Source organism: Bacillus sp. YH3-2-B2 (genome assembly GCF_053663335.1).
In genome coordinates this window covers 454214-473672 of record NZ_JBSJQE010000002.1, presented here as the reverse complement: position 1 = coordinate 473672, position 19459 = coordinate 454214, and the positions used below count along the sequence as shown (strand labels likewise).

The following is a 19459-nucleotide window of genomic DNA, read 5'->3' as shown; positions in this document are numbered from 1 at the left end:
ACAAAAAAACACTTGGTGGCTTAAAGCCCCAAGTGTTACACGTGATTTTTCCGATAAAACGTTCGCAAAACATGCGTTTCAAGGTCAGCCAGACGGACAGGGATCGGCAGCCTGCTTTCTCGATTGATCATTTTCATTGTGATCTGATAGCTGCTTTCTAAATCAATGTTATGTCCGCAAGACAAGAAGATAGGCTTCACGTCCCGCCGTGTCCGAAGCGCCCGGCCATATACCTCGCCGTCAATGAGAATATCGGTGTAGGCGCCTACTTCATTTTCAGGCATCTCAAAATCGCAGCCTTTGATTTTAAGATAGGTTTTCGCAATCCCAATCGTCGGCTTCCCCAGAAAAAAAGCCGCATGGGTGGCAACGCCCATATGATTGTAATGCAGATACCCGTTGCATCAAACAAAAACACATCCGGCTCCGTCTCCAGCTTTTTGGCCGCTTCGATGATCAGCGGCAGCTCGCGAAACGCAAGAAAACCGGACACATACGGCACGCTGATTTTCCCCATGCTGTGCACTTTTTCAATCACTTCTGTTGTATCAGCGTCAATCACGATGATACTGCACACTCCGTACGGTTCCCCGTCCTGCTCCCAATAAGCAAGGTCGACGCCTGCGCATGTATTGACGGAGTCTGGATGGATGACGGGGGATAGGTTGATTTTATGTATAAGGGATTGTTGTGTTCGAATAAAAGCCGATTCATCTTTTAGATCAAAATCGTGAATTTGATGTATTTTCATTTCACTTGTTTTCCTCTCTTCGCGCTCAATTGTCCTGCATGTCGATTCTAGCAATGACTCCAAATTATATCATTGAAAAAAGCAGATAGTATAATCTGCTTTTTTATTAATATTCATTTTTCATTTCTTTCATAAAAATATAATTCAATTGTTTAATTAATTCTTTACGTTCAGTACACATAATATCTTCTAGAGGATTTTCCCAATCTTCGTTTTTTATCAGTCAATGCCATATCTGCCGGTGGGATCCCCTTCTGGGTACCATCCTACGTCAAGCAGCAAATTTTTAGTTTTATGAGAAATCTGCAGGAGATCTTGATTAAAGTCAAATAACCAAGCATCATCATTTTCCTCTAGAGTTTTAGGGTCAGTATCTTTTAATGTAATATAATCAACAGTCCACCCCGCCGGTATCTTAAGCCTTAAGAAATTGGGAACATGTTGGCTTAGCTGCTGCAAACCCTCTAAAACCCCATTTCCCACAGTCCAGATTTGATATTCTAACTCTTCCAATAATTGTTCTATTTCATTAAAAGACTCATCTTCATAAATCTTATCTGTTTTTAAGCCCGCTACTATGACATGGTATTGATCATTTTCAAATATTACCTTAATAACAGCATTACGTTTTTCATTTTGTAGTTTTAGTAATTCATATTTTTCTCGCATTCTTTTTTCTGAACTTAAATTGTTCAGTACTACAGACCAGCCATTACAGATTTTTAATGGCAGCAATTGAGAAATATGGTCTCTGTCCATCCTGCTTCTCCTTGTACTCCACATTGTTAAATTATTATAAAAAAACTTGCCGATAACAACACGGCAAGCTCTTAACTATAGCAATTCTAATACATCAGTAAACAAGGCATCTCCTAATGTTAATCTCCGGGAGGTATATTAGTATTTGGAACATTTTCCGATTATTATTTTTAAATAATTCTCCATGCTTAATAAAGTCAATTACCTCTTCCACTAAATCGCTATATCCACCGAAACTACTCACCTTTCCCATAATTCCTCTGTAGCCCCCGCCTCTTTGCTAAAAAGCAGGCTTTTTGTTTTATCCTCCCCTCTTTAGTTTTATACCGATAAAAAAACCTGAAAGGCGTAAAACCAATCCAGGTAGGAGTTCTATCGTTTTTTAATCAATTAGTAACTCCAAGTAATATATTTAATTAAGGTTTCTCTCCAGTATTCATAAAAAGTAAAAACTAAAAAGCAGATACAGTATAATACCTACTTTTTACAACAAATTTATGCTCAGGAAATTTTTATTTCAAATGGCATTCCAATTATTATCCATTACATAAATTGCATAAGCTAAAGGACTATCAGTAAACTCATACGCTGGATCCAGAATAAAGCAATTATCTACTTTGACTTGTTAGGTGAAATAATATCCTTTGATAGAACATCTTTCTCTGATCAGGTCTCAATGCATCAAAATAAAAATTCATTATTCATATAAACTTTCTATTTCAATACCCCAGAAGTTCTCTTCATTTATACAATTTGAGTCTACTCTTTTCAGTTCTTCTTTCAACCATTCAATTACATATTCAGGAATATCATTGTCGATAAAAGCATCTTCTCCATTAATTTGAATAGCTTTGTCAATCATTTCTGAGAAAAGCAGTATACTTTCTGCAAATTGATTTATTGAAGAGTTAATAAATACTTCTTTATATTCATTACCATTATCTAAATAAACAATTCTCTCGTTATTTTCTATAATACAAATTGGATCTCCGGAACCAGTAGAACCTAACAACCAATATTTTCGAAACGCTTCCGACACATCAAAGATACTTCTAATTGGTTTAAATGATGTTTGAAAAGAAGTGAAATCCAAATATGGCGGAGGGGTTTCAGGTAAACCTCCTAAAGAAATAAATTTTTTAAATTCCTCCGAAAAAGGAGTCTCTGCTAAGTCATCATATGGAAACTTTAATATCGGACCATTTTTATTAACATCCCAACTTCGGTTAAATTCTTTGGGTAATAGCATGTTGACACCTTAGCCTTCCGCTGTTACTCGTTCTGCAGCTTATAAGTCTAATCCTCAATTAAATCAAGATAATATTTATCATTTTTCATAAGTTCGATTAAAAACTCTTCTAATGAATCTGCAATTTTTATATCATCGTAATATATTGAATTGTTTTGTTCATTGCCTAATGCAATTAACAATAAAGCACTTTCATTTGCTTCAAAAAAAATCAATTTATCTTCTTCAAGTTCCTCATAAACTTCTATATCTGGATAAAACTCAAAGTCATTAACTTTTAACCTTGCATCTCTAATTGAAGCAGGTCCAAGAATGCGATTAATATTATATTCTGATTTTTTTAGAAAGCCGTAACCAATCTCAAGAAGAAACTGTCTCAAATCATAAGGTAACCTTAATCCTAACTTATTTTCTACTTCTAAAATTTCATTCTCGCTTACTGGATAAAATGTATTTTCTTTGTAAGTTTTTATAAAATCATATTTCACAATTATTTACCTCCTTTAAAAAGTTCATTAGCAGGTGAGCCCGTACCATGAATACCGGATTGATGCTCATTAGGAAACTTAGCCGGGTGAATATTCCACCACTCGTGCTCTCCCTCAAAACTGTTTTCGATAATATGGTGGGCATCATACTTATCACCTTTTTTTCTCACCGGCTCCCCAGTCTTTTTAGATATAACGTCTTCAGAGTAAGTTGGCCATGTTTGACCAGTATTTTTCTCCCACTCTTCAATAAGCTGATCCTTAATTTTATTAAACGCTCTTCGATGTTTTCTTGTCTGTAGTGGAGTTAACTTTTTATACTCTTTGTTTCTTAAGGCTTCTTTAAGTTTTTCAACCTGATTTTTTGGTATTTTTCTAGATGTTCTCGCCTCAACATCTTTTACATACCTTTTTATTAAATCATAGTTAATCTTTTCTACAATATTTGTATTCCCACTACCCACCATCTTCACAAACCCAAGATCTTTCACAGCTTTGGTTTTAACATCAGCATGAATGATTGGGAAAGTTGCGCCATCCGGTGTGACAGTCTTATGGACACGAATTTTCACATTCGTCGGCACTTTGAATTCTTTTACTTGGTCTAGAATCTTTTTCCCTTTTTCAACCTTTGCTGCTTGTGGCGATTTTGCAAGCGGTATGCCTTTGTTTACATGCTTCGCCAGTGCGCCGGCACCAACCAAACTCAACGCCGCTTCCAGCGCTCCTTGCTTCCGTTTTTCCTCAGACACTTTATTTCCGAACATATCTCTGCCTGTGACGGCTTCTGAGAATCCGTTTGAGGCGACGAGGCCGTATGCGCCCATTTCTGTCATTTTGAGAATGTCTAAGGATTTTCCGGTTTTATAGGCATCTAAAGCATGTTCTGCGGCAATGACGGTTTTTCCGGTTTTGTAAATGGCTTTTCCGCCTTTGAAAGCGCGGCCCGCCCAGCCGACGACCGGTATGAATCCGGCGGCGGCCATCGCTCCTGCTGTGACGCGTTCTGCGGTGGAGAGTTTTTCGCCGGTCACCGGATCAACACCTTCGGCTGCTCTTTTATAATCATAATAGCCGGTGACTTCGCCGGTAAAGTTGCAGATGCCGTCCCATGTTTTTTCGTACCATGGTTTATTGGCTTCTTCTTCAGCCTTTTCCTGAAGCCGTCTTGCTTCGGCCTGCTGGGCTTTTGCGTCAATATAGTCCGTGCCCTGTTTTTCTGTCGCCATGACGCTTTTGTAGATTTCATTGCTGTGGAAGGCTTTTTTGTCATAGTACATAGGGGAGGCGCTTTTCCCGTTGCTGGTGGCCTGCATGAGAACGGAATATTTGCTGAGCACTGCGTTGTCCAGAGATTCTAAGTTTTGATATTCAGCGGTCAGGGATTCATCAAGCGTATCGACTGCCGTGATCGTGTCACGTCTGGTTTTCTGGGCATCACCCATTTTATCTGCGTAATCATCCAGCGTATATGTATCGAGATGAATAATATCGCTGATGCCAGACAAAATCGAATCGATTTCTGCTTTATGAGCGGAGACAATCTCTGAAGCTCTCAAATCCGCATTGGGCAGCTCATGCTCTAAAAACGAAGTCTCCGCATATGAATCGCTGAGTTCTTGATCTTTAATGTCACCTGAAATGCCATTTAAAAACGCAATTTGAGCAGAGACAAGCGTCAGCCAGCTGTCGGCGATTTCCGCTTGTCCCTGAAAAAAATCTTTTATATTGTCTGCGCCTTTCCCTTTCAAAGCATCACCCAGATCGGCCACGCCTTGAAAGGCTTGTTTGAGCGCACGCAGCTGCCCTTCAAGGGCTTCGTATTGTTTCTTTCTCTTATCTGCTTCGTCCGTTAACGATTGTGATTCAAACACTTTGCTCATCGGCAAGTCCTTTCTTTCGTTATTTTACGGCGATCGCCTCGTCCTGTTCCTTCAAAGAATCTACGTTGTCTTTAACGTCCGCGATATTCTTATGAACGGCCTGCTTGTATTCGCTGATCATCGATACAAGCTTTGCCTCGCGTGATTGGTATTTGGAGGTATAGTCGAGCTTGTTTTTTCCGTTTGAACCGGCGTTCCCGATAGAAACGGCCTCCAAAGCGCTGCTGACGGATTCAAGCTGCTTCATGACGGCTCCGTATTTGAGTTTTATTTCTGCCATTAAAACCAACTCCAGCTTTTTTTGATTGATTGTATTTTTTCTCCGACCGTGTCAAGGGCTTCTTCTCCCAGCGTCAGCAGGTGCTCTGCCTCTCTCGCGATGCTTCTGGCGGCAAGGAGCCCTCCTTTTTCAATTTCAAGCTGTGTCATCTTTAAGCCGATTCGGTAAATATAACCGTCGTATTTGTCTGTGACGATTCTGTATGCTTCTGTATGGGCCTGATCGCGCCGGTCATCAAATTCTTCTGCAAAAGTGCCGGTCCAATGATGATCCAGGTGCGGCCTGAGGATGTCTCTGATTTCAGACACGCCCTCTTCCTGCAGAGATTCTATCTCTCTTTTCGCTTCTTTTAATTTATCAATTTGGTGTTCGATCTCGCCCAGTTTATGGCTGATGGTGCTGTTAATATGGCTTAATGTGCTTGAATGGCTCATCTGTTTTCACCTCGTCTTACGCAAAAAGTCGTACAAAAAGCACAGACTTTTCCATACTATATTTCCATATATTATATTTTAAAATAGACAGAAAGCAGCTTAAATAGGTTAAATGACTTATTTTCAGCAGCCGAGATGCTCATCATTAACGCCAAAAGACTCACATAAGCGGCATATCCATTCAATGATCTCCTCTATGTATCCATGATAAATTCCCTAAAAAAAAGAGACAGTGATTAACCGTCTCCTTTGCCTTGTATCATGATTCTAATACTGTCGTTAACTGCAGTCCCAGTTGTACAAAACGTTTGAGAAATCTTTTTTCTTCAAATCTTCCGGTCTGATAAAGAAATTGGCGATTCCCACATCTCCCCACATCGAATCAATGTCATCATCTGAATCAATTTGCAAGAGCAGAATCGTATGGTTTTGATGGGAATAAGACCGCGGATCTTCCTGGGTGAAGGACGCATAGCCGCCGATTTTATGGCCGAATGCGTTCACCGTATATTCGTCATACACCTCATCGTCAAACTGCTCGAAATAGTCGAAGGCATCCATCCCGGCATATTGCCTGAATTGAAAATCAGACGGGAGCACCCATTCAGCAGACAGCTCAGGGGTGATCAGCGCTTCGGATTGAATCGGAAAATCGTACTCCTCTTCAACCTGAACGAAAGAAAAATCATCCATGAGCTCCTCTTCCCGATCTGTCACGTGCTCAAAATATTTGACGCAGAAACCCGTTTGCGCGCACCCGTCGTCAAAATTCAAACCGTATACGTCATCACTGACCGATATGTAAAACTGAAGAATGCCGGTGTCCGGAAAATCAGGTAGTCCGGGCATATCCGCAAAATTGATTTGGGCGAGAAGCTTCATCGGCCTGCCGCTTTCATCTTCAGGGTATGGTTCATGTTTCGGAAAATAGGGGTCTCCGGCAATTTTACTGTCATACCGTCCCGTTTCAGCTTTTTTGACGTGCAGTTTGATAAAGGGCCGTGCTGACGTTTCCAGCAGACTGCGGGATGATTCCATTTGCTTCGGCAATTTCCATGTGTTTTCCACGATTAATATCTCCTTCGTCTCTAATGATTGTATGATAAAAGGCCGGTGCGGACCGCCGGCCTTTCAAGTGACAGAATCAGTCTGAGGCACGACGGCTCTTCTTCCGATTGAGATATATTCCACGCCGGCCTGTTCCGCTTCCTCAAGCGAGTGGCAGTTTCTCCCGTCGAAAATAACCGGGGTTTCCATCAGCTCTTTGTACGCTTCAAGCGGGAAGTGTTTAATTTGTTCCCAATCTGTCAGAATCAGGACGGCATCCGCTCCCCTGACGGCTTCTTCTATGGACTCCCGATAGGAAACCGCAGCCGGAAGCAGCCCGGAAGCCCGGAATGAAGCGATCGGATCGTACGCTGTCATCCGGGCGTCAAGAGCCGCCAGACGATCCGCAATGACAATGGACGGGGCATCCCGCATATCATCTGTATTCGGCTTAAAAGACAGCCCTAATAACGCGATGGTTTTCCCCGTCACACCGCCCAGCCTGTTCAGCACTTTATCAACCAGCATGGACTGCTGGTTATTGTTGACTTTAATGACGGACTTCAGCAATTCAAAATCATGCTCCACATGTCCCGCGATCTGCACGAGGGCGTTTGTATCCTTCGGAAAACAGGAACCGCCGTAACCGATGCCGGCTCTTAAGAATTGATTGCCGATCCGTTTATCCAATCCCATTCCGTGTGCGACTGATTCCACATCCGCACCGACTTTTTCACATATATGAGAAATTTCATTAATAAAACTGATTTTTGCCGCTAAAAATGCGTTTGACGCATATTTGATCATCTCAGCGCTTCTGATGTCCGTATGATATACCGGAATCGCAAGCGGCGCGAAAACCCGGTCAAGCGTTTCCCGCGTCTGCCGGTCTTCAGCCCCGATCACGATGCGGTCGCCGTGAAAGGTATCGTGAATCGCCGAACCTTCACGGAGAAATTCCGGATTCGAAGCGATTGAAATGTTCACGTCCGCTCTCAGCCGTGAATGAATAACTTCGCTGATTCTGTCATTCGTTCCCACGGGAACCGTGCTTTTTGTCACGACGATCGCATCTTTAGAAATATGTTCGGCAATCTGTTCGGCGACATTTTCAATATAAGTAAGGTTTGCGTGCCCGTCTTCTTTTTGCGGCGTTCCGACCGCTATAAAAATAACGTCCGCTTCCGCAAGCCCTTTTTCGTAGCTCGTTTCAAATGCCAGCCGATGCCGGCCGATATTTCGTTTCATCATATCTTCAAGGCCCGGTTCAAAGATAGGGGACAATCCCTTTCTCATCTGCTCAACCTTACGTTCGTCAATATCTATGCATGTTACGTCGTGGCCGATTTCTGAAAGAGACACTCCTGTCACAAGACCGACGTAGCCTGTTCCGATCACTGTTATTTTCATCGTGTTCCCCCAACCGTTTAGAAATTGCTGCTGGGCAGCTTACCGCTATTATCATATGATCCCGGCCCCGGCGGAATGCCGGGAGCCTGAGGTCATGATAGGAAAAAACGGCGCCGGCCGCTGATAATAGCATAAGCATAAAAGAATCATCTTGCAAAACAGCCGCTTACGCTTCATTTAAACGGGATGGAGACGACGATTAAAAAAGACCCCAGCGCTTACGGCGGGCCACAGGCAGCGGAGGTTCCTTATAAACGGCTTTGTTTTCAGCGAGAAGCGCCGCATTTTCCGTGAGCATGTAAATCAGCTCCGCCCCTGCTTCTTTTTTCAGAACGCTGATCGCCTCCTGATAATAAAAATTTCTCGGTCCGAGATTATGGGCGTCAGATGCGAGAAAGTGGATCAAATTCGCTTCCATCAGCTGCAGCGAAAAGGATTTCGCTTTCCGCCCGAATGCTCCGGCAATGCAGCCGGCCGTCACTTGGGCGGCCGCCCCTTTCTTCACAAGACTGTAAAGGACGGAAGGGTTTTCGCGAATTTCCCTGTTCCGCTCCGGATGGGCGATGACGGGGACATATCCGTTCAGCTGCAGTTCATAAAACAGCCTTTCAGCGTAGGCCGGGACATGATCCGCCGGAAATTCCGCCAGCACATACTTTGTATTATGGAGCGGGACAAGCGAGCCGCTTTGAAGACCTGCCAGCAGATCTCCGTCTATTCTGATTTCCTGGCCGGGCAGGACAGTCAGCGGAATGCCTTCCTTATTCAAACGTTTGTTTAACAGGCTGACCGCTTCGTTGACCGTATGCCGATCCGTGTCATAGCGGTATTTCACATGATGCGGCGTCGCGATGATCGTATCAATCCCCTGTCTGACCGCTTCTCTCGCCATCTTCAGGCTTTCTGTATCATCCGCCGCGCCGTCGTCTATGGAAGGAAGGATGTGACAATGGATATCTATCATATTTCAATCCCTCCTTAAAAAGAATGGACCGCGCCCATTGTGACATTATTGTCCGTAATAGGCGTAGTCCGAATGTTTCGTTTGTTTCTTCCCGTTCATAACGGCCCCAAGGAGCTTGCACGGGCAGTAATCGAGCGCTTCTTTCGCCTTGGCCGCTTTTTCTTTGTCCGTTTTCCCGCTTGAGATCACCATAATGGCCCCGTCAGTGTAGCTGCCTAATATTTTCGTATCAGCTACGGCCAAAACGGGAGGCGTATCCAAAATCACCTTATCATAAACTGCGGCTGCTTCTGACAGAAGATCTTTCATGGCACCCGTCGATAAAAGCTCCGCCGGATTGGGCGGGATCGGCCCGCTCGTTAAAATATCCAGGTTTGCTTCATCAGCCGGCAGGACGGCTTTCTGAAACGGCAGCTGTTTTAACAGCAGCGACGTTAATCCGGTTCCGTTATCCAATTTGAAGGTGAAATGAACCGTCGGTTTGCGCAGATCCGCATCAATTAAAAGCACTTTTTTCCCCTGCTGTGCAAATACGACGGCAAGGTTGGCCGCGGTTGTCGATTTTCCTTCTTCCGGACCGGCGGATGTGATCAAAAGGGACTTCACCTCCGTATCAACGGAAGAAAATTCAATGTTTGTGCGGATCGTGCGATATTGTTCTGAGTTGATGGATTTCGGCTCAGACATCGCAATCACGCTTCGTTTTCCGGGTTTGTCTTTTTTACGCGTCAACATGTCCGCCTCCCGCTTGTTTGGTTTCCGCCATCCTCACATTTTTGGCAACGCTGTCTTTAGTACTGATTGAAGTAACCGTTCCCAGGATCGGGATGCCGAGCAGCGCTTCCAGCTGTTCTTCCGATTTGATCGTATTATCCAGATGTTCCAGCAAAAAGGCGAGACCGATTCCGCCCAAAAGTCCGGCGGCAAACGCAATCGCGATGTTCAGCTTACGGTTAGGCTCTGCCGGTGACTGGCTGTCCGACACTTCGGCCTTTGAAAGGATGCTGACATTATCCACGTTCATGATGGCGGTGATCTTGTCCTGAAAAACGGATGCAACCGCATTTGCCATAACGGCCGCCCGCTTAGCATCCGTATCCCGAACGGCAATCGTCACGACTTGTGAATCCTGCTCGCTGGATACCGTGATTTTCGATTCCAGCTCTTTCGAAGTCATGGACAGATGCAGCTGTTTAATCACCTCATCGAGGATGACCGGGCTTTTGATGATGACATTATACGTGTTGATTAATTGGAGGTTGGTTTGAACGTCATTGAATTGGACTTCTTTTTGATTGTTTTTGGATTGGCTGACCAAAATTTGAGTTGAGTTTTCATAGACCGGCGTAAGAGCGAAGAAACTGATGAGACCGCCTGCGGAAGATGCCGCCGCGGTAATAATAAGTATAAACAGCAGACGCTTTCTCAGTATTGCGAATATTTCCTTTATGCTTGCAGATTCTCCCATATAACCTCCATATCACTTTCCGTGTATTCCCATTCCCTCCAATGATCTTTTCCAATTACGATTATACAGCTTTAAACTGTCATTTCTAACCTTTTCAAATGACAAAATTCGACAAAAACAGACAATCACTTCAATCTGATTTATATTTGTAAGCGCTTTAAATGCTGGTGTCACAGGAAGATTAAAAAATCCCGCGGCCAGGAGCCTGCGGGATTTTATGTTGCATATCCATTTTTAATATAAGAAATCAAATTCTCAAGCATTTCTTTTGTGGTCATCTCAGAGGACTGCTCACCGATGTCGTGCGCATGCATTAAAATCTTCAGAAACTCCTCTTGATCTAACTTCGTTTTCTTCATCATTCGTTTCCTTTCGGCTTCCATTAAATTGAAAACAAGATTATTATATGCTGTCGGGTGCTGTTTTGCAATCTCTAATACATCATTCGACACATTCGGGTTTTTATGTCCTTTTTTAGGAAAAACTTTTTCCGGGCCATGTGTTGCGATATAATAGAGGAATTGGAATCTTTTTATTTTGTGACTCGTTAGGAGCGATAATCATGCTTCAGGATATGATTGCTAAAGAAGATGTGCTCGCAGCGGCTGAACAGCTTAAAGAACTTCTTCCTTACAATGAAGACAATGTTCAGCTGATGAAGAAAGCACTCATTTTATATCGGCAGGATTCCGTCTATCGTATACAGGTTCAAACCCCGACAGAGATTTCCGCATATGTGCAGGATGTTGTGCCTGTAAGGGTCACGCTGAACTTATTTTTCATGGTGAAAAGCGGCTGCGCATGCCCGTCTGAGGCGATCTGCCGCCACGTGCTCGCCGTTTTTCTTTACGTATATGCCCAATTCGAGCGGGTCGGTACCTTTACCGAACATTGGCTGGAAAGAGAAAAGCTTGAGGAAAGCAGGGAGCTTGTCCGCCGGCAGTTTCAGGAAAAAGTGCTGCCGAATGAAGAGTCGCTGTCAAGCTGGCTCGCTTTTTTTGATTCGGAATTCTCGCTGTGGGAGGCGCGGACGCCGGCCGGAAGCCAGACGATGCAGGGCCTTTATTACGGCTATCTGTCAGCGCTCAAAAAACACGCCCCGAAAAAACCCGAGCTTAAAAGCTTATATCAGATTCATTCGGCGCTTGCCGTCTGGCTTCACATGTTCACTTTGATTGAGTCAGGCAGATTGGATGCCGAAAAAGATTATTACAGCATTAATCCATACGTGGAACAGCTGATGGATACGATTTATTCCTCCATTGACAGACTGAAAACGTACGCCTTGTCTTTTTCACTCGATCCTTTTTTAGACCGGACGCCCCCGGTGCTCCGCAGACTGCTTGTGAAAGAAGAGCTTTTTCAATACGAACGCCTCCGGATATTCGGTGAAATGTGGAGCGCGCTTTTGAACCGGCCGAAATGGGTCGCGCGTGAACAGGAGATTCTCGAACAGGAAAGCGGGCGCCGTTTTTCGCCGGAAGTGCGGTTCGGACGGCTTCATCTGGCCTTTTTGCAAAAAGATGATGAAGCGGTCTTTGAAGATATGTCCCGCTTCCCTCCTGAAGCGCTGCCGTACACCTTTCAATGGCTCGGTGAACTCACCGCGAAAAAAGACTGGAAACGGCTGAAAGCATGGTATGGCCGGATCGAACCGCTTGCCGTGAACTATACGAAGCTTGATAAGCCGTTTAAAGAAATGCGCGACATCATCGGAGAGCTGTTTGCGCTATTGGCGGATTATGCGCGGCACTCACGGGATGATCAGCTGTTTGAACGGTTTGCTTCCGGCTGCCTTCCCTATACCTTTACCGAATACAGCCAGTACCTGTACGAAAAACGTCGGTACGCGGAATGGGTGGAGATTCACAGCCTCGTCGGTTTTTCCGTCTGGGAAATCGAAAAGGACATCCTGAAGGAAATTGCCGCCAGTGATCCGGAAGCGCTCATCCCCTCCTATCACCGGGCTGCGGCCTTTTTTATCGACCAAAAAAACCGCAGCGCCTATAAAGAGGCTGCGCGCCATCTGAAAAAACTGCGGACGCTTTATAAAAAGGCAAAAAAACAGCAGGTTTGGGAGCGGTATATCAGCCGGCTGAGCGCAAGCTACAAGAGGCTGCGCGCCCTTCAAGAAGAATTGCAGAAAGGAAAGTTGATTGATGGCGAGTCTTAAGGAAATTTTCATTCATGTAGAACAAATGGAAGATTGGACATTTACGCTGTCAAGCCATGATGAGAAGGAGCAGCCGCTTACTCTCAGTCAGATGAAGACTCATTTGTTCCAATGGCATGAGTCCACCTTTTACGGAACGTTTCTTGAAGACGTCAGCTTCATCGGCACTCCGGCCGTTCTGCTCAGCCCTTGGATGACCGTCGAGCTGCTTGGAAAAAACTCGTTCAATTCATTCAGCACCGTGCAGCTGACAAAGGAAACGGAACCGTTAATCGAAGCGGCTTCGACGATATACGAATTTATTGCCGACGGCGATTTTCTTCCGGATTATGACGCATGGCAAAATGGTGTCCTGCGCTTCAAAGACCGCGAGCTTTTGCTTGAAGGCTTTACAGCAGACTGGTTCTCAGCCGCGGTACAGGACTACATTCAGTACAATGATGACCTGCTGGAAAAATGGAGGCGGATCGAAACCCGTTCGCCGGCCGTTCATACGTTTAAAGGCTCCTTTTTGGATGAAGATGATTTTCTCGAGGGAATCGGCTGGCATGACGATCTGACGCCGTTTACCGTCGGGCTCCGATTAAACGAGCCTGATTTCGACGGTGACGACTGGAAAATCGAGATGTTTTTACGTGAGAAAAAAACCGGCTCCATCACCTTTTTCGACGGATTGAAGGGTCTGAAAAAAGCGTGGCAGGCATACAGCGGAAAAATCGCGCGCGAACAGGACCGCTTCCGCAGAACGGTTCCCTGGCTTTCGTTTGATTCAGGAACGACGCTGATCTCTGAAGAAGAGGCTTGGATCTTCTTATCGGAAGCGAGTGAGACGCTTGTCGATATGGGTGTGGAGATTCTTCTCCCATCATGGTGGCAGATTGTCCGGGACAGCAATATGATGCTCAAGGCGAAAGTGTCATCCTCCCCGCGGGGCGAGTCCTTCGTCGGCATGAACGCTCTGCTTGATTTCAACTGGAGATTCGCCACAAACGGAATTGAGCTGACAGAGGATGAATTCAATGAGCTTGTCGCAAACAACAGACGTCTCGTCAACATCCGCGGCCAATGGGTGAAAATTGATCCGCAATTTATTAAACAGATGAAAATATTGATGGAAAAAGCGGAATCTGAGGGCCTCCACATGTCCGACGTGCTGGCGCGCGAACTGATGGATCACGGGGAAAACGGAGCCGAGGACACGGACATCATTGACTCATCGGCATTTGCCGGGATCAAGATCGAATTATCAAAGCATCTCAGAAGCCTGATCCGCAAACTGACGGATGCCGGGGATCTGCCGGAGCATGAAGTCAGCGCCGCGTTTCAGGGCCAGCTCCGCCCTTATCAGATGTACGGCATGAACTGGCTTCTGTTCTTACGGGAAAACGGCTTCGGCGCCTGTCTCGCAGATGACATGGGACTTGGAAAGACGATTCAGATGATCGCTTATTTTCTCCATGTGAAGGAAAGCGGCCGGCAAAAAGCGCCTGCCTTAATCATTGCGCCGACATCGGTGCTCGGCAATTGGCAGCGTGAGCTCCAGACCTTCGCGCCGCAGCTGAAGGCCGTGCTTCATTACGGCCCCCGCAGGCCGAAGGGCGAAGCATTTGTCCCGGCCTATCAGGACGCGGATGTCGTTCTTACTTCTTACGGCCTCTCGCACGCCGATCAGGAAGAGCTTTCTTCCGTGACATGGAGCACCATCTGCCTTGATGAAGCGCAAAATATTAAAAACGCGCATACGAAGCAGTCCCGCGCAATCAGAAAGCTGAAAGGCGTCCATCATATCGCGCTGAGCGGAACACCGATGGAAAACCGCCTGACAGAGCTTTGGTCGATCTTTGATTTTATGAACAAAGGCTATCTCGGCAGTCTGACCGGCTTTCATAAACGCTATGTGCTGCCGATTGAAAAAGACCGTGACGAAAAAAGAATCAACCAGCTTCAGCAGTTAATCCGGCCGTTTTTACTGCGCCGGACAAAACGGGATGAAGAAGTGGCGCTTAATCTTCCTGACAAGCTGGAACAAAAAGAGTTTATCCCGCTCTCAGCCGAACAGGCATCCCTTTATGAACAGCTTGTCAAAGATACATTTGAACATATGGCTTCTCTGACCGGGATGCAGCGGAAAGCGCTGATTCTGAGCATGCTCGGCCGCTTGAAGCAAATATGCGACCATCCTGCGCTCTATTTGAAGGAAGAACAGACAGAGCTGTTAAACAGGAGATCCGTCAAACTGGAAAAGCTGCTTGACTTAATGGCGGCGATCCGCGGACAAGGGGAAAGCTGCCTCATTTTCACCCAGTACATTCAGATGGGCAACATGATGAAGCGCCTCCTGGAAAAAACATTCGGAGAACCGGTTCAGTTTTTAAACGGCAGCCTGTCCAAGCAGGAACGCGATTCTCTCGTCGAACGGTTCCAGAAGAAAGAATACCCGACGCTGATTTTGTCACTGAAAGCGGGCGGAACCGGCCTGAATCTGACGGCTGCCAATCATGTCATTCACTATGACAGGTGGTGGAATCCGGCGGTGGAAAACCAGGCGACCGACCGCGCCTACCGAATCGGCCAGGAACGGTTCGTCCACGTTCACAAACTCATTACGACGGGAACGATTGAAGAAAAAATTGATGCCATGCTCGAAACGAAACAAACGCTGAACGATCAGATTATCCAAAGTGAAAATTGGATTACCGAGCTGTCATCCGATGAGCTTGAAGAATTATTCACCCTCAGCGCATCGGCGCAATCACATTAAACGCAAAAAGACCGGCTCTCTCGGGAAGAGCCGGTCTTTTATGTCGTCCTTACTGTTACGCCGCATTTGCCATGAATGCGTCACGCCAGTCATGAACAGTATCGCCATACCTTTCACAGTAAATTCCTGATCATATACGCAACGCCGTTTTGATCATTTGTCAATGTAACGGCATCAGCGATCTCTTTAATATCTTCTCTCGCATTCCCCATCGCTATGCCTTTTCCGGCCGCCTGAAGCATTGAATAGTCATTTAAGCTGTCACCGACCGCGGCGGTTTCAGCCATCGGAATGCCGAGCTTTTGCGCCAGCCGTTTGAGCGCCTGCCCTTTAGAGGCGTTTCGAGACGCCACTTCAAAGTTGTGATCAGCAGAGCTGACAAGGGTGAGATCTTTCTGACCGCTGAATCGGTCCCAGCCCGCTTTCAGCTTCCGCTCATCAAACGAAAATCCGAGAATATTATAAAAATCCAGATGCTCTTCTTTCTCAAAGAGCTCACGGTATGAATGAATGTAAGCAAAGCCGGACTGGCTGTATTGCACTGAAGCCGCCTGTTCCAAAACAGAAAGATCGGTTTCCGGATTGGCGCTTTTCACCCGGTCCATTTCGATATCGAGCAGCTGCCTGCCGGTTTCAGGCGTATAGATGGCTTTGTTTGTAAACACCTCATAATAATATTGATTCTCTTCAAGCCATGACAAAATGCCGCGGGCTCTTGATTCTTCAATCGCTTCACAGTGGTACAGGCTGCCGTCAGGAGCATGAATGGCGGCTCCGTTTGCGCTGATAATCCATGTTTTTATGCCGAGCGGTTCGAATATGGAGTGCACATCAAAATGCGCGCGTCCAGTGGAAACCACGATTTCAATTCCCGCTTGCCGGGCTTCCCTTAAAGCCCGCTTGTTTTCATCGCTTACTTGATGACTGCTGTTCAGCAGTGTGCCGTCCAGATCTATGGCAATCAGTTTCACATGTCCTCATCCTCTTCTTCAGATTCAGTTACAAGCAATTCTACGCCGTGCCGGTCGAGCAGATCGCAAAAATCCTGATCAGGCAGCCGATCGGTAATCAGCAGGTCAACCTCGTGCAGGTCTGCATACTGATAAAAACTCGTACGGCCAAGCTTCGAGTGATCGCTCAGCGCAATCACCTGTTCAGCCTGTCGGATCATTTTACGCTTTACCATGCCGTCTTCTTCATGCGGAATCGTCAGGCCGTTTTCCGAGATGCCGACAACGCCGATCAGCACCTTATCAGCGTGATAATCCCCCAGTTTTTCTACGACGGAAGCCCCGTATAAAAACCGGTGTTCCTTCTGGAGCTTTCCGCCGAGCAGGTGAATATCAATTCCCTCTTTTGCGGAAAGGATATCGGCCTGATTGATCGAATTTGTAATAACAGTGCAGCCGGTGACATTTAAATGCTCCGCGCAGGCCTGCACGGTTGTCGAGGTGTCCAGGATGATCCGGTCCCCTTTATGGATCAGGGATGCGGCCAGCTTGCCGATTTTGTTTTTCTCTTCAGAAACGGTTTTCAGCCGGCCTGAATAGCCCGGAACTTCCTGATTCACCGACGGCAGAATCGCGCCGCCCCGTGTTCTGATAATGGCCCCTCGCTCTTTCAGCTTTACAAGATCCCTTCTTGCGGTATCTCTTGAAATATGAAGCAGCGAACATATCTGTTCAGCGGTGATCCGCCGATGCTGTTTCAAATATTCCATTATCGCAATCAGTCTTTCTTCTTGATACACGTCCTCATTCCCTTTTTTCGTCACTTATCTGTAAGTAATTATAAGTTTTTATCCCAATATATTCAATGTTTTTAAGTATTTATAAGCAAAATCACTTCTTTTTAACCATTTTTCAGCACCCGCACAAAAAAACCAGTCTTTCGACTGGCGAGTGGGAAGGAGGTATTGCGGGGCCCGCTGAAAGGCGGGAAATCGAGTAAAAAAGCATGCTATTCAGCCAGCGGCTCTTTCTGTTTTTGATCCATAAACCGAACGGTATCAGCCATGACCTCGGTCACATAAACTTTTACGCCGTCTGTCTTTTCATAGCTTCTCGTCTGGATTCTGCCGCTTACACCGACCATTGACCCTTTTTGGCAGTACAATGCCGTGTTTTCAGCGTTTTTTCTCCAGATGGTGCAGTTGACGAAGTCGGTTCCGGTTTCACCCGACGCGCTTTTAAAATTGCGGTTTACCGCCAACGTAATATGCGCGACGGGAATGCCCGCTGATGTAAAACGGAGCTCCGGATCTTTCGTCAGCCGGCCGACAAGCATAACGTGGTTAAACAAGCCGTATCCTCCTCTCTTTTTCGAGGCTGGCTTCATTGTAGTACAAGGGCTCATGAAAGCAAAAAGCGGAAAAAGCCGTTATCCGTTTAGGCTGCTTTTATGTTTTTGTTTTTCTTTCTGATAAAAAAAACTTTTGTTTTTGACCGCTTATGTAATATGTATTTTTGAGCAGCCGCGAGAAAAGTTTCGTTTTGAGCCAGTCTTTCTCAAACATGCGGACAAACTTTCCGCCGTCCCATGCGAACCAGTAAAAACTCAGCTTTTTATCAGTCAGTGAAAGCTGAATTTTATACTGTTCCATGCGGTCTTTTGTTTCATATAAAAAGACGACATTTCCCCTTCTGTTAAGATGCACCTCACAATCTTCCTTTTTGCATACCAAGTAGGAATGATCGTCTTTTCGCCTTGAACCGTCTTCTATATAGATTTCCTTCAGGCGCAATTGATTCATAAGCATCTCTCCATGACCATATTCTTTTACATTATAATGAAAAAATAGAAATGATTAAATGTTGACCGCCTACAAAAATGATGAAGCATGTCTTACAGCATTTTCCCGGGAAAAATGATATGTGTTATAATAAATGAACGAAAAACATGGACAACAGGGGTGAAAATAAGAGATGAAAACCTTTAAACTGGTTGATCTGAATGTGGAACGTTTAGATAAAGACGATCAGCCGATTGAACAGTTTCCCCTTTTAGACGGATTGATTATCAACAAAGAGGACGGAGAAAACCACTGGTTAATTGAAGCACTGGTCCCGGCCGAACACTTTTCTTTTTTTGACATGCTGATGAAAAGCCAGAAAGAAGCGAAGGTGTTTGTAACGATTACGAAAAAAAGCAACCGCCCCGCCCAGCTGACGGGAAGCATCAAAAATATTGTGGAGCTGGAAAAGAGTATACAAGTTTTAATTTACGGTCAAATGGTGTCAAGAAACCACCCCGGATCAGAAAGCATTCTGGAGTCGCTCGTGAAAGAAGGGTACTCGGGCAGCCGGCTGATTGAAGCGTTTAAACAAAAATTATAATCATAAAAAAGGCCGGACGTTAATCATCCAGCCTTTTTTTGTGCCTTAGTCATTGTGAGGAGCCCGCTGTTTCAGCAGATCTCTGATTTCAGTCAGCAGTTCTGTCTGCTGATCTGTTTCTTCTGCTTCTTCAGCCTCTTCTTCTGCTTCTTTTTTACGTCTCAGCTTGCCTATTGTGCGGATCACGATAAAGATAGAAAATGAAATAATGAAGAAGTTCACAATCGTTTGAATGAAGCTTCCGTACTTGATATGAGCATCGCCGAATGTCACGGCCAGCCCTGAAAAGTCAAGACCGCCAAGAAGCAGGCCGACAAGCGGCATGATGATGTCTTCAACGAGCGACGTCACAATTTTGCCGAAAGCGCCGCCGATGACGACACCGATTGCCAGATCCATGATATTGCCCCGCATCGCAAAGCTTTTAAATTCTGACCACATTACATTCACCCCTTTC

19 protein-coding genes and 2 pseudogenes are annotated in these 19459 nt (G+C 45.4%); 3 read left to right on the top strand and 18 right to left on the bottom strand.

The genetic code is table 11. The features are described 5' to 3' along the window. Positions 1–35: 35 nt before the first annotated feature. From ACWJJX_RS07375 to ACWJJX_RS07315, 13 genes and pseudogenes are all read right to left on the bottom strand, one after another. Positions 36–751, bottom strand: a pseudogene (locus tag ACWJJX_RS07375) (endonuclease V). A gap of 106 nt (positions 752–857) precedes the next feature. Further along, positions 858–1510 (bottom strand): annotated as a pseudogene (locus ACWJJX_RS07370) (hypothetical protein). Between the two features lie 697 nt (positions 1511–2207). Beyond that, a complete protein-coding gene (locus ACWJJX_RS07365) occupies positions 2208–2759 on the bottom strand; it encodes an SUKH-4 family immunity protein (protein WP_436335286.1) in 552 nt (183 codons plus the stop codon). 47 nt (positions 2760–2806) lie between these two features. Continuing rightward, positions 2807–3247, bottom strand: a complete 441-nt coding sequence (locus ACWJJX_RS07360; RefSeq protein WP_436335287.1) for an SMI1/KNR4 family protein — start codon at positions 3245–3247, stop codon at positions 2807–2809. A gap of 2 nt (positions 3248–3249) precedes the next feature. Further along, entirely contained in the window at positions 3250–5130 is a 1881-nt protein-coding gene (locus ACWJJX_RS07355) for a ribonuclease YeeF family protein (protein ID WP_454022854.1), read from the bottom strand. A gap of 19 nt (positions 5131–5149) precedes the next feature. Then, positions 5150–5410, bottom strand: coding sequence for a YwqI/YxiC family protein (locus ACWJJX_RS07350; RefSeq protein ID WP_007614257.1), 261 nt, complete (start codon positions 5408–5410; stop codon positions 5150–5152). Continuing rightward, positions 5410–5844 carry a coiled-coil domain-containing protein gene (locus tag ACWJJX_RS07345; protein WP_003151273.1) on the bottom strand — a complete coding sequence of 145 codons (435 nt, stop codon included), beginning with the start codon at positions 5842–5844 and terminating at the stop codon, positions 5410–5412. The genes ACWJJX_RS07350 and ACWJJX_RS07345 overlap by 1 nt, the downstream gene beginning before the upstream one ends. A 279-nt stretch (positions 5845–6123) precedes the next feature. Beyond that, on the bottom strand, positions 6124–6912 hold the full coding sequence (locus tag ACWJJX_RS07340; protein WP_060387207.1) for a YwqG family protein: 789 nt from the start codon (positions 6910–6912) through the stop codon (positions 6124–6126). Between the two features lie 63 nt (positions 6913–6975). Beyond that, positions 6976–8301, bottom strand: coding sequence for a UDP-glucose dehydrogenase family protein (locus ACWJJX_RS07335; RefSeq protein ID WP_015387591.1), 1326 nt, complete (start codon positions 8299–8301; stop codon positions 6976–6978). Positions 8302–8500: 199 nt separating this feature from the next. Beyond that, positions 8501–9265, bottom strand: coding sequence for a tyrosine-protein phosphatase (locus ACWJJX_RS07330; RefSeq protein WP_454022853.1), 765 nt, complete (start codon positions 9263–9265; stop codon positions 8501–8503). A gap of 45 nt (positions 9266–9310) precedes the next feature. Next, positions 9311–10000 carry a CpsD/CapB family tyrosine-protein kinase gene (locus ACWJJX_RS07325; RefSeq protein WP_014305982.1) on the bottom strand — a complete coding sequence of 230 codons (690 nt, stop codon included), beginning with the start codon at positions 9998–10000 and terminating at the stop codon, positions 9311–9313. After that, a complete protein-coding gene (locus ACWJJX_RS07320; protein ID WP_146275686.1) occupies positions 9987–10733 on the bottom strand; it encodes a YveK family protein in 747 nt (248 codons plus the stop codon). Before ACWJJX_RS07320 ends, ACWJJX_RS07325 begins: the two co-directional genes overlap by 14 nt. A gap of 215 nt (positions 10734–10948) precedes the next feature. Further along, a complete protein-coding gene (locus tag ACWJJX_RS07315; protein ID WP_003151259.1) occupies positions 10949–11092 on the bottom strand; it encodes a hypothetical protein in 144 nt (47 codons plus the stop codon). Between the two features lie 203 nt (positions 11093–11295). On the opposite strand from ACWJJX_RS07315, the gene ACWJJX_RS07310 reads away from it, so the two are divergent. Both ACWJJX_RS07310 and ACWJJX_RS07305 read left to right on the top strand, forming a co-directional pair. After that, on the top strand, positions 11296–12906 hold the full coding sequence (locus tag ACWJJX_RS07310; protein ID WP_326375193.1) for an SWIM zinc finger family protein: 1611 nt from the start codon (positions 11296–11298) through the stop codon (positions 12904–12906). Next, positions 12893–15667: a DEAD/DEAH box helicase gene (locus ACWJJX_RS07305; RefSeq protein ID WP_448197491.1), complete on the top strand. Its 2775-nt coding sequence runs from the start codon at positions 12893–12895 to the stop codon at positions 15665–15667. Before ACWJJX_RS07310 ends, ACWJJX_RS07305 begins: the two co-directional genes overlap by 14 nt. Positions 15668–15780: 113 nt before the next feature. Here the strand turns inward: ACWJJX_RS07305 and ACWJJX_RS07300 are convergent, their stop codons facing one another. From ACWJJX_RS07300 to ACWJJX_RS07285, 4 genes are all read right to left on the bottom strand, one after another. Next, entirely contained in the window at positions 15781–16638 is an 858-nt protein-coding gene (locus ACWJJX_RS07300) for a Cof-type HAD-IIB family hydrolase (protein WP_024085903.1), read from the bottom strand. Further along, positions 16635–17417 carry a DeoR/GlpR family DNA-binding transcription regulator gene (locus ACWJJX_RS07295; protein WP_003151250.1) on the bottom strand — a complete coding sequence of 261 codons (783 nt, stop codon included), beginning with the start codon at positions 17415–17417 and terminating at the stop codon, positions 16635–16637. Before ACWJJX_RS07295 ends, ACWJJX_RS07300 begins: the two co-directional genes overlap by 4 nt. 209 nt (positions 17418–17626) lie before the next feature. Next, entirely contained in the window at positions 17627–17968 is a 342-nt protein-coding gene (locus tag ACWJJX_RS07290; RefSeq protein ID WP_007614303.1) for a single-stranded DNA-binding protein, read from the bottom strand. Positions 17969–18065: 97 nt separating this feature from the next. Continuing rightward, a complete protein-coding gene (locus tag ACWJJX_RS07285; protein ID WP_003151247.1) occupies positions 18066–18419 on the bottom strand; it encodes a hypothetical protein in 354 nt (117 codons plus the stop codon). Between the two features lie 172 nt (positions 18420–18591). On the opposite strand from ACWJJX_RS07285, the gene ACWJJX_RS07280 reads away from it, so the two are divergent. Further along, positions 18592–19002 (top strand): YwpF-like family protein, encoded by a 411-nt coding sequence (locus tag ACWJJX_RS07280; protein WP_003151245.1) that lies wholly within the window; start codon positions 18592–18594, stop codon positions 19000–19002. Between the two features lie 45 nt (positions 19003–19047). On the opposite strand, the gene mscL is transcribed toward ACWJJX_RS07280, so the two are convergent. Further along, on the bottom strand, positions 19048–19443 hold the full coding sequence (gene mscL / locus ACWJJX_RS07275; protein WP_003151243.1) for a large conductance mechanosensitive channel protein MscL: 396 nt from the start codon (positions 19441–19443) through the stop codon (positions 19048–19050). Positions 19444–19459: the final 16 nt, after the last annotated feature.

Bases quoted from the DNA above. Each gene is read 5' to 3' on its own strand.
- ACWJJX_RS07365 (WP_436335286.1), bottom strand. From the start codon at position 2,759: ATGCTATTACCCAAAGAATTTAACCGAAGTTGGGATGTTAATAAAAAT.
- ACWJJX_RS07355 (WP_454022854.1), bottom strand. From the start codon at position 5,130: ATGAGCAAAGTGTTTGAATCACAATCGTTAACGGACGAAGCAGATAAG.
- ACWJJX_RS07350 (WP_007614257.1), bottom strand. From the start codon at position 5,410: ATGGCAGAAATAAAACTCAAATACGGAGCCGTCATGAAGCAGCTTGAA.
- ACWJJX_RS07345 (WP_003151273.1), bottom strand. From the start codon at position 5,844: ATGAGCCATTCAAGCACATTAAGCCATATTAACAGCACCATCAGCCAT.
- ACWJJX_RS07335 (WP_015387591.1), bottom strand. From the start codon at position 8,301: ATGAAAATAACAGTGATCGGAACAGGCTACGTCGGTCTTGTGACAGGA.
- ACWJJX_RS07330 (WP_454022853.1), bottom strand. From the start codon at position 9,265: ATGATAGATATCCATTGTCACATCCTTCCTTCCATAGACGACGGCGCG.
- ACWJJX_RS07325 (WP_014305982.1), bottom strand. From the start codon at position 10,000: ATGTTGACGCGTAAAAAAGACAAACCCGGAAAACGAAGCGTGATTGCG.
- ACWJJX_RS07320 (WP_146275686.1), bottom strand. From the start codon at position 10,733: ATGGGAGAATCTGCAAGCATAAAGGAAATATTCGCAATACTGAGAAAG.
- ACWJJX_RS07315 (WP_003151259.1), bottom strand. From the start codon at position 11,092: ATGAAGAAAACGAAGTTAGATCAAGAGGAGTTTCTGAAGATTTTAATG.
- ACWJJX_RS07310 (WP_326375193.1), top strand. From the start codon at position 11,296: ATGCTTCAGGATATGATTGCTAAAGAAGATGTGCTCGCAGCGGCTGAA.
- ACWJJX_RS07305 (WP_448197491.1), top strand. From the start codon at position 12,893: ATGGCGAGTCTTAAGGAAATTTTCATTCATGTAGAACAAATGGAAGAT.
- ACWJJX_RS07285 (WP_003151247.1), bottom strand. From the start codon at position 18,419: ATGAATCAATTGCGCCTGAAGGAAATCTATATAGAAGACGGTTCAAGG.
- ACWJJX_RS07280 (WP_003151245.1), top strand. From the start codon at position 18,592: ATGAAAACCTTTAAACTGGTTGATCTGAATGTGGAACGTTTAGATAAA.
- mscL (WP_003151243.1), bottom strand. From the start codon at position 19,443: ATGTGGTCAGAATTTAAAAGCTTTGCGATGCGGGGCAATATCATGGAT.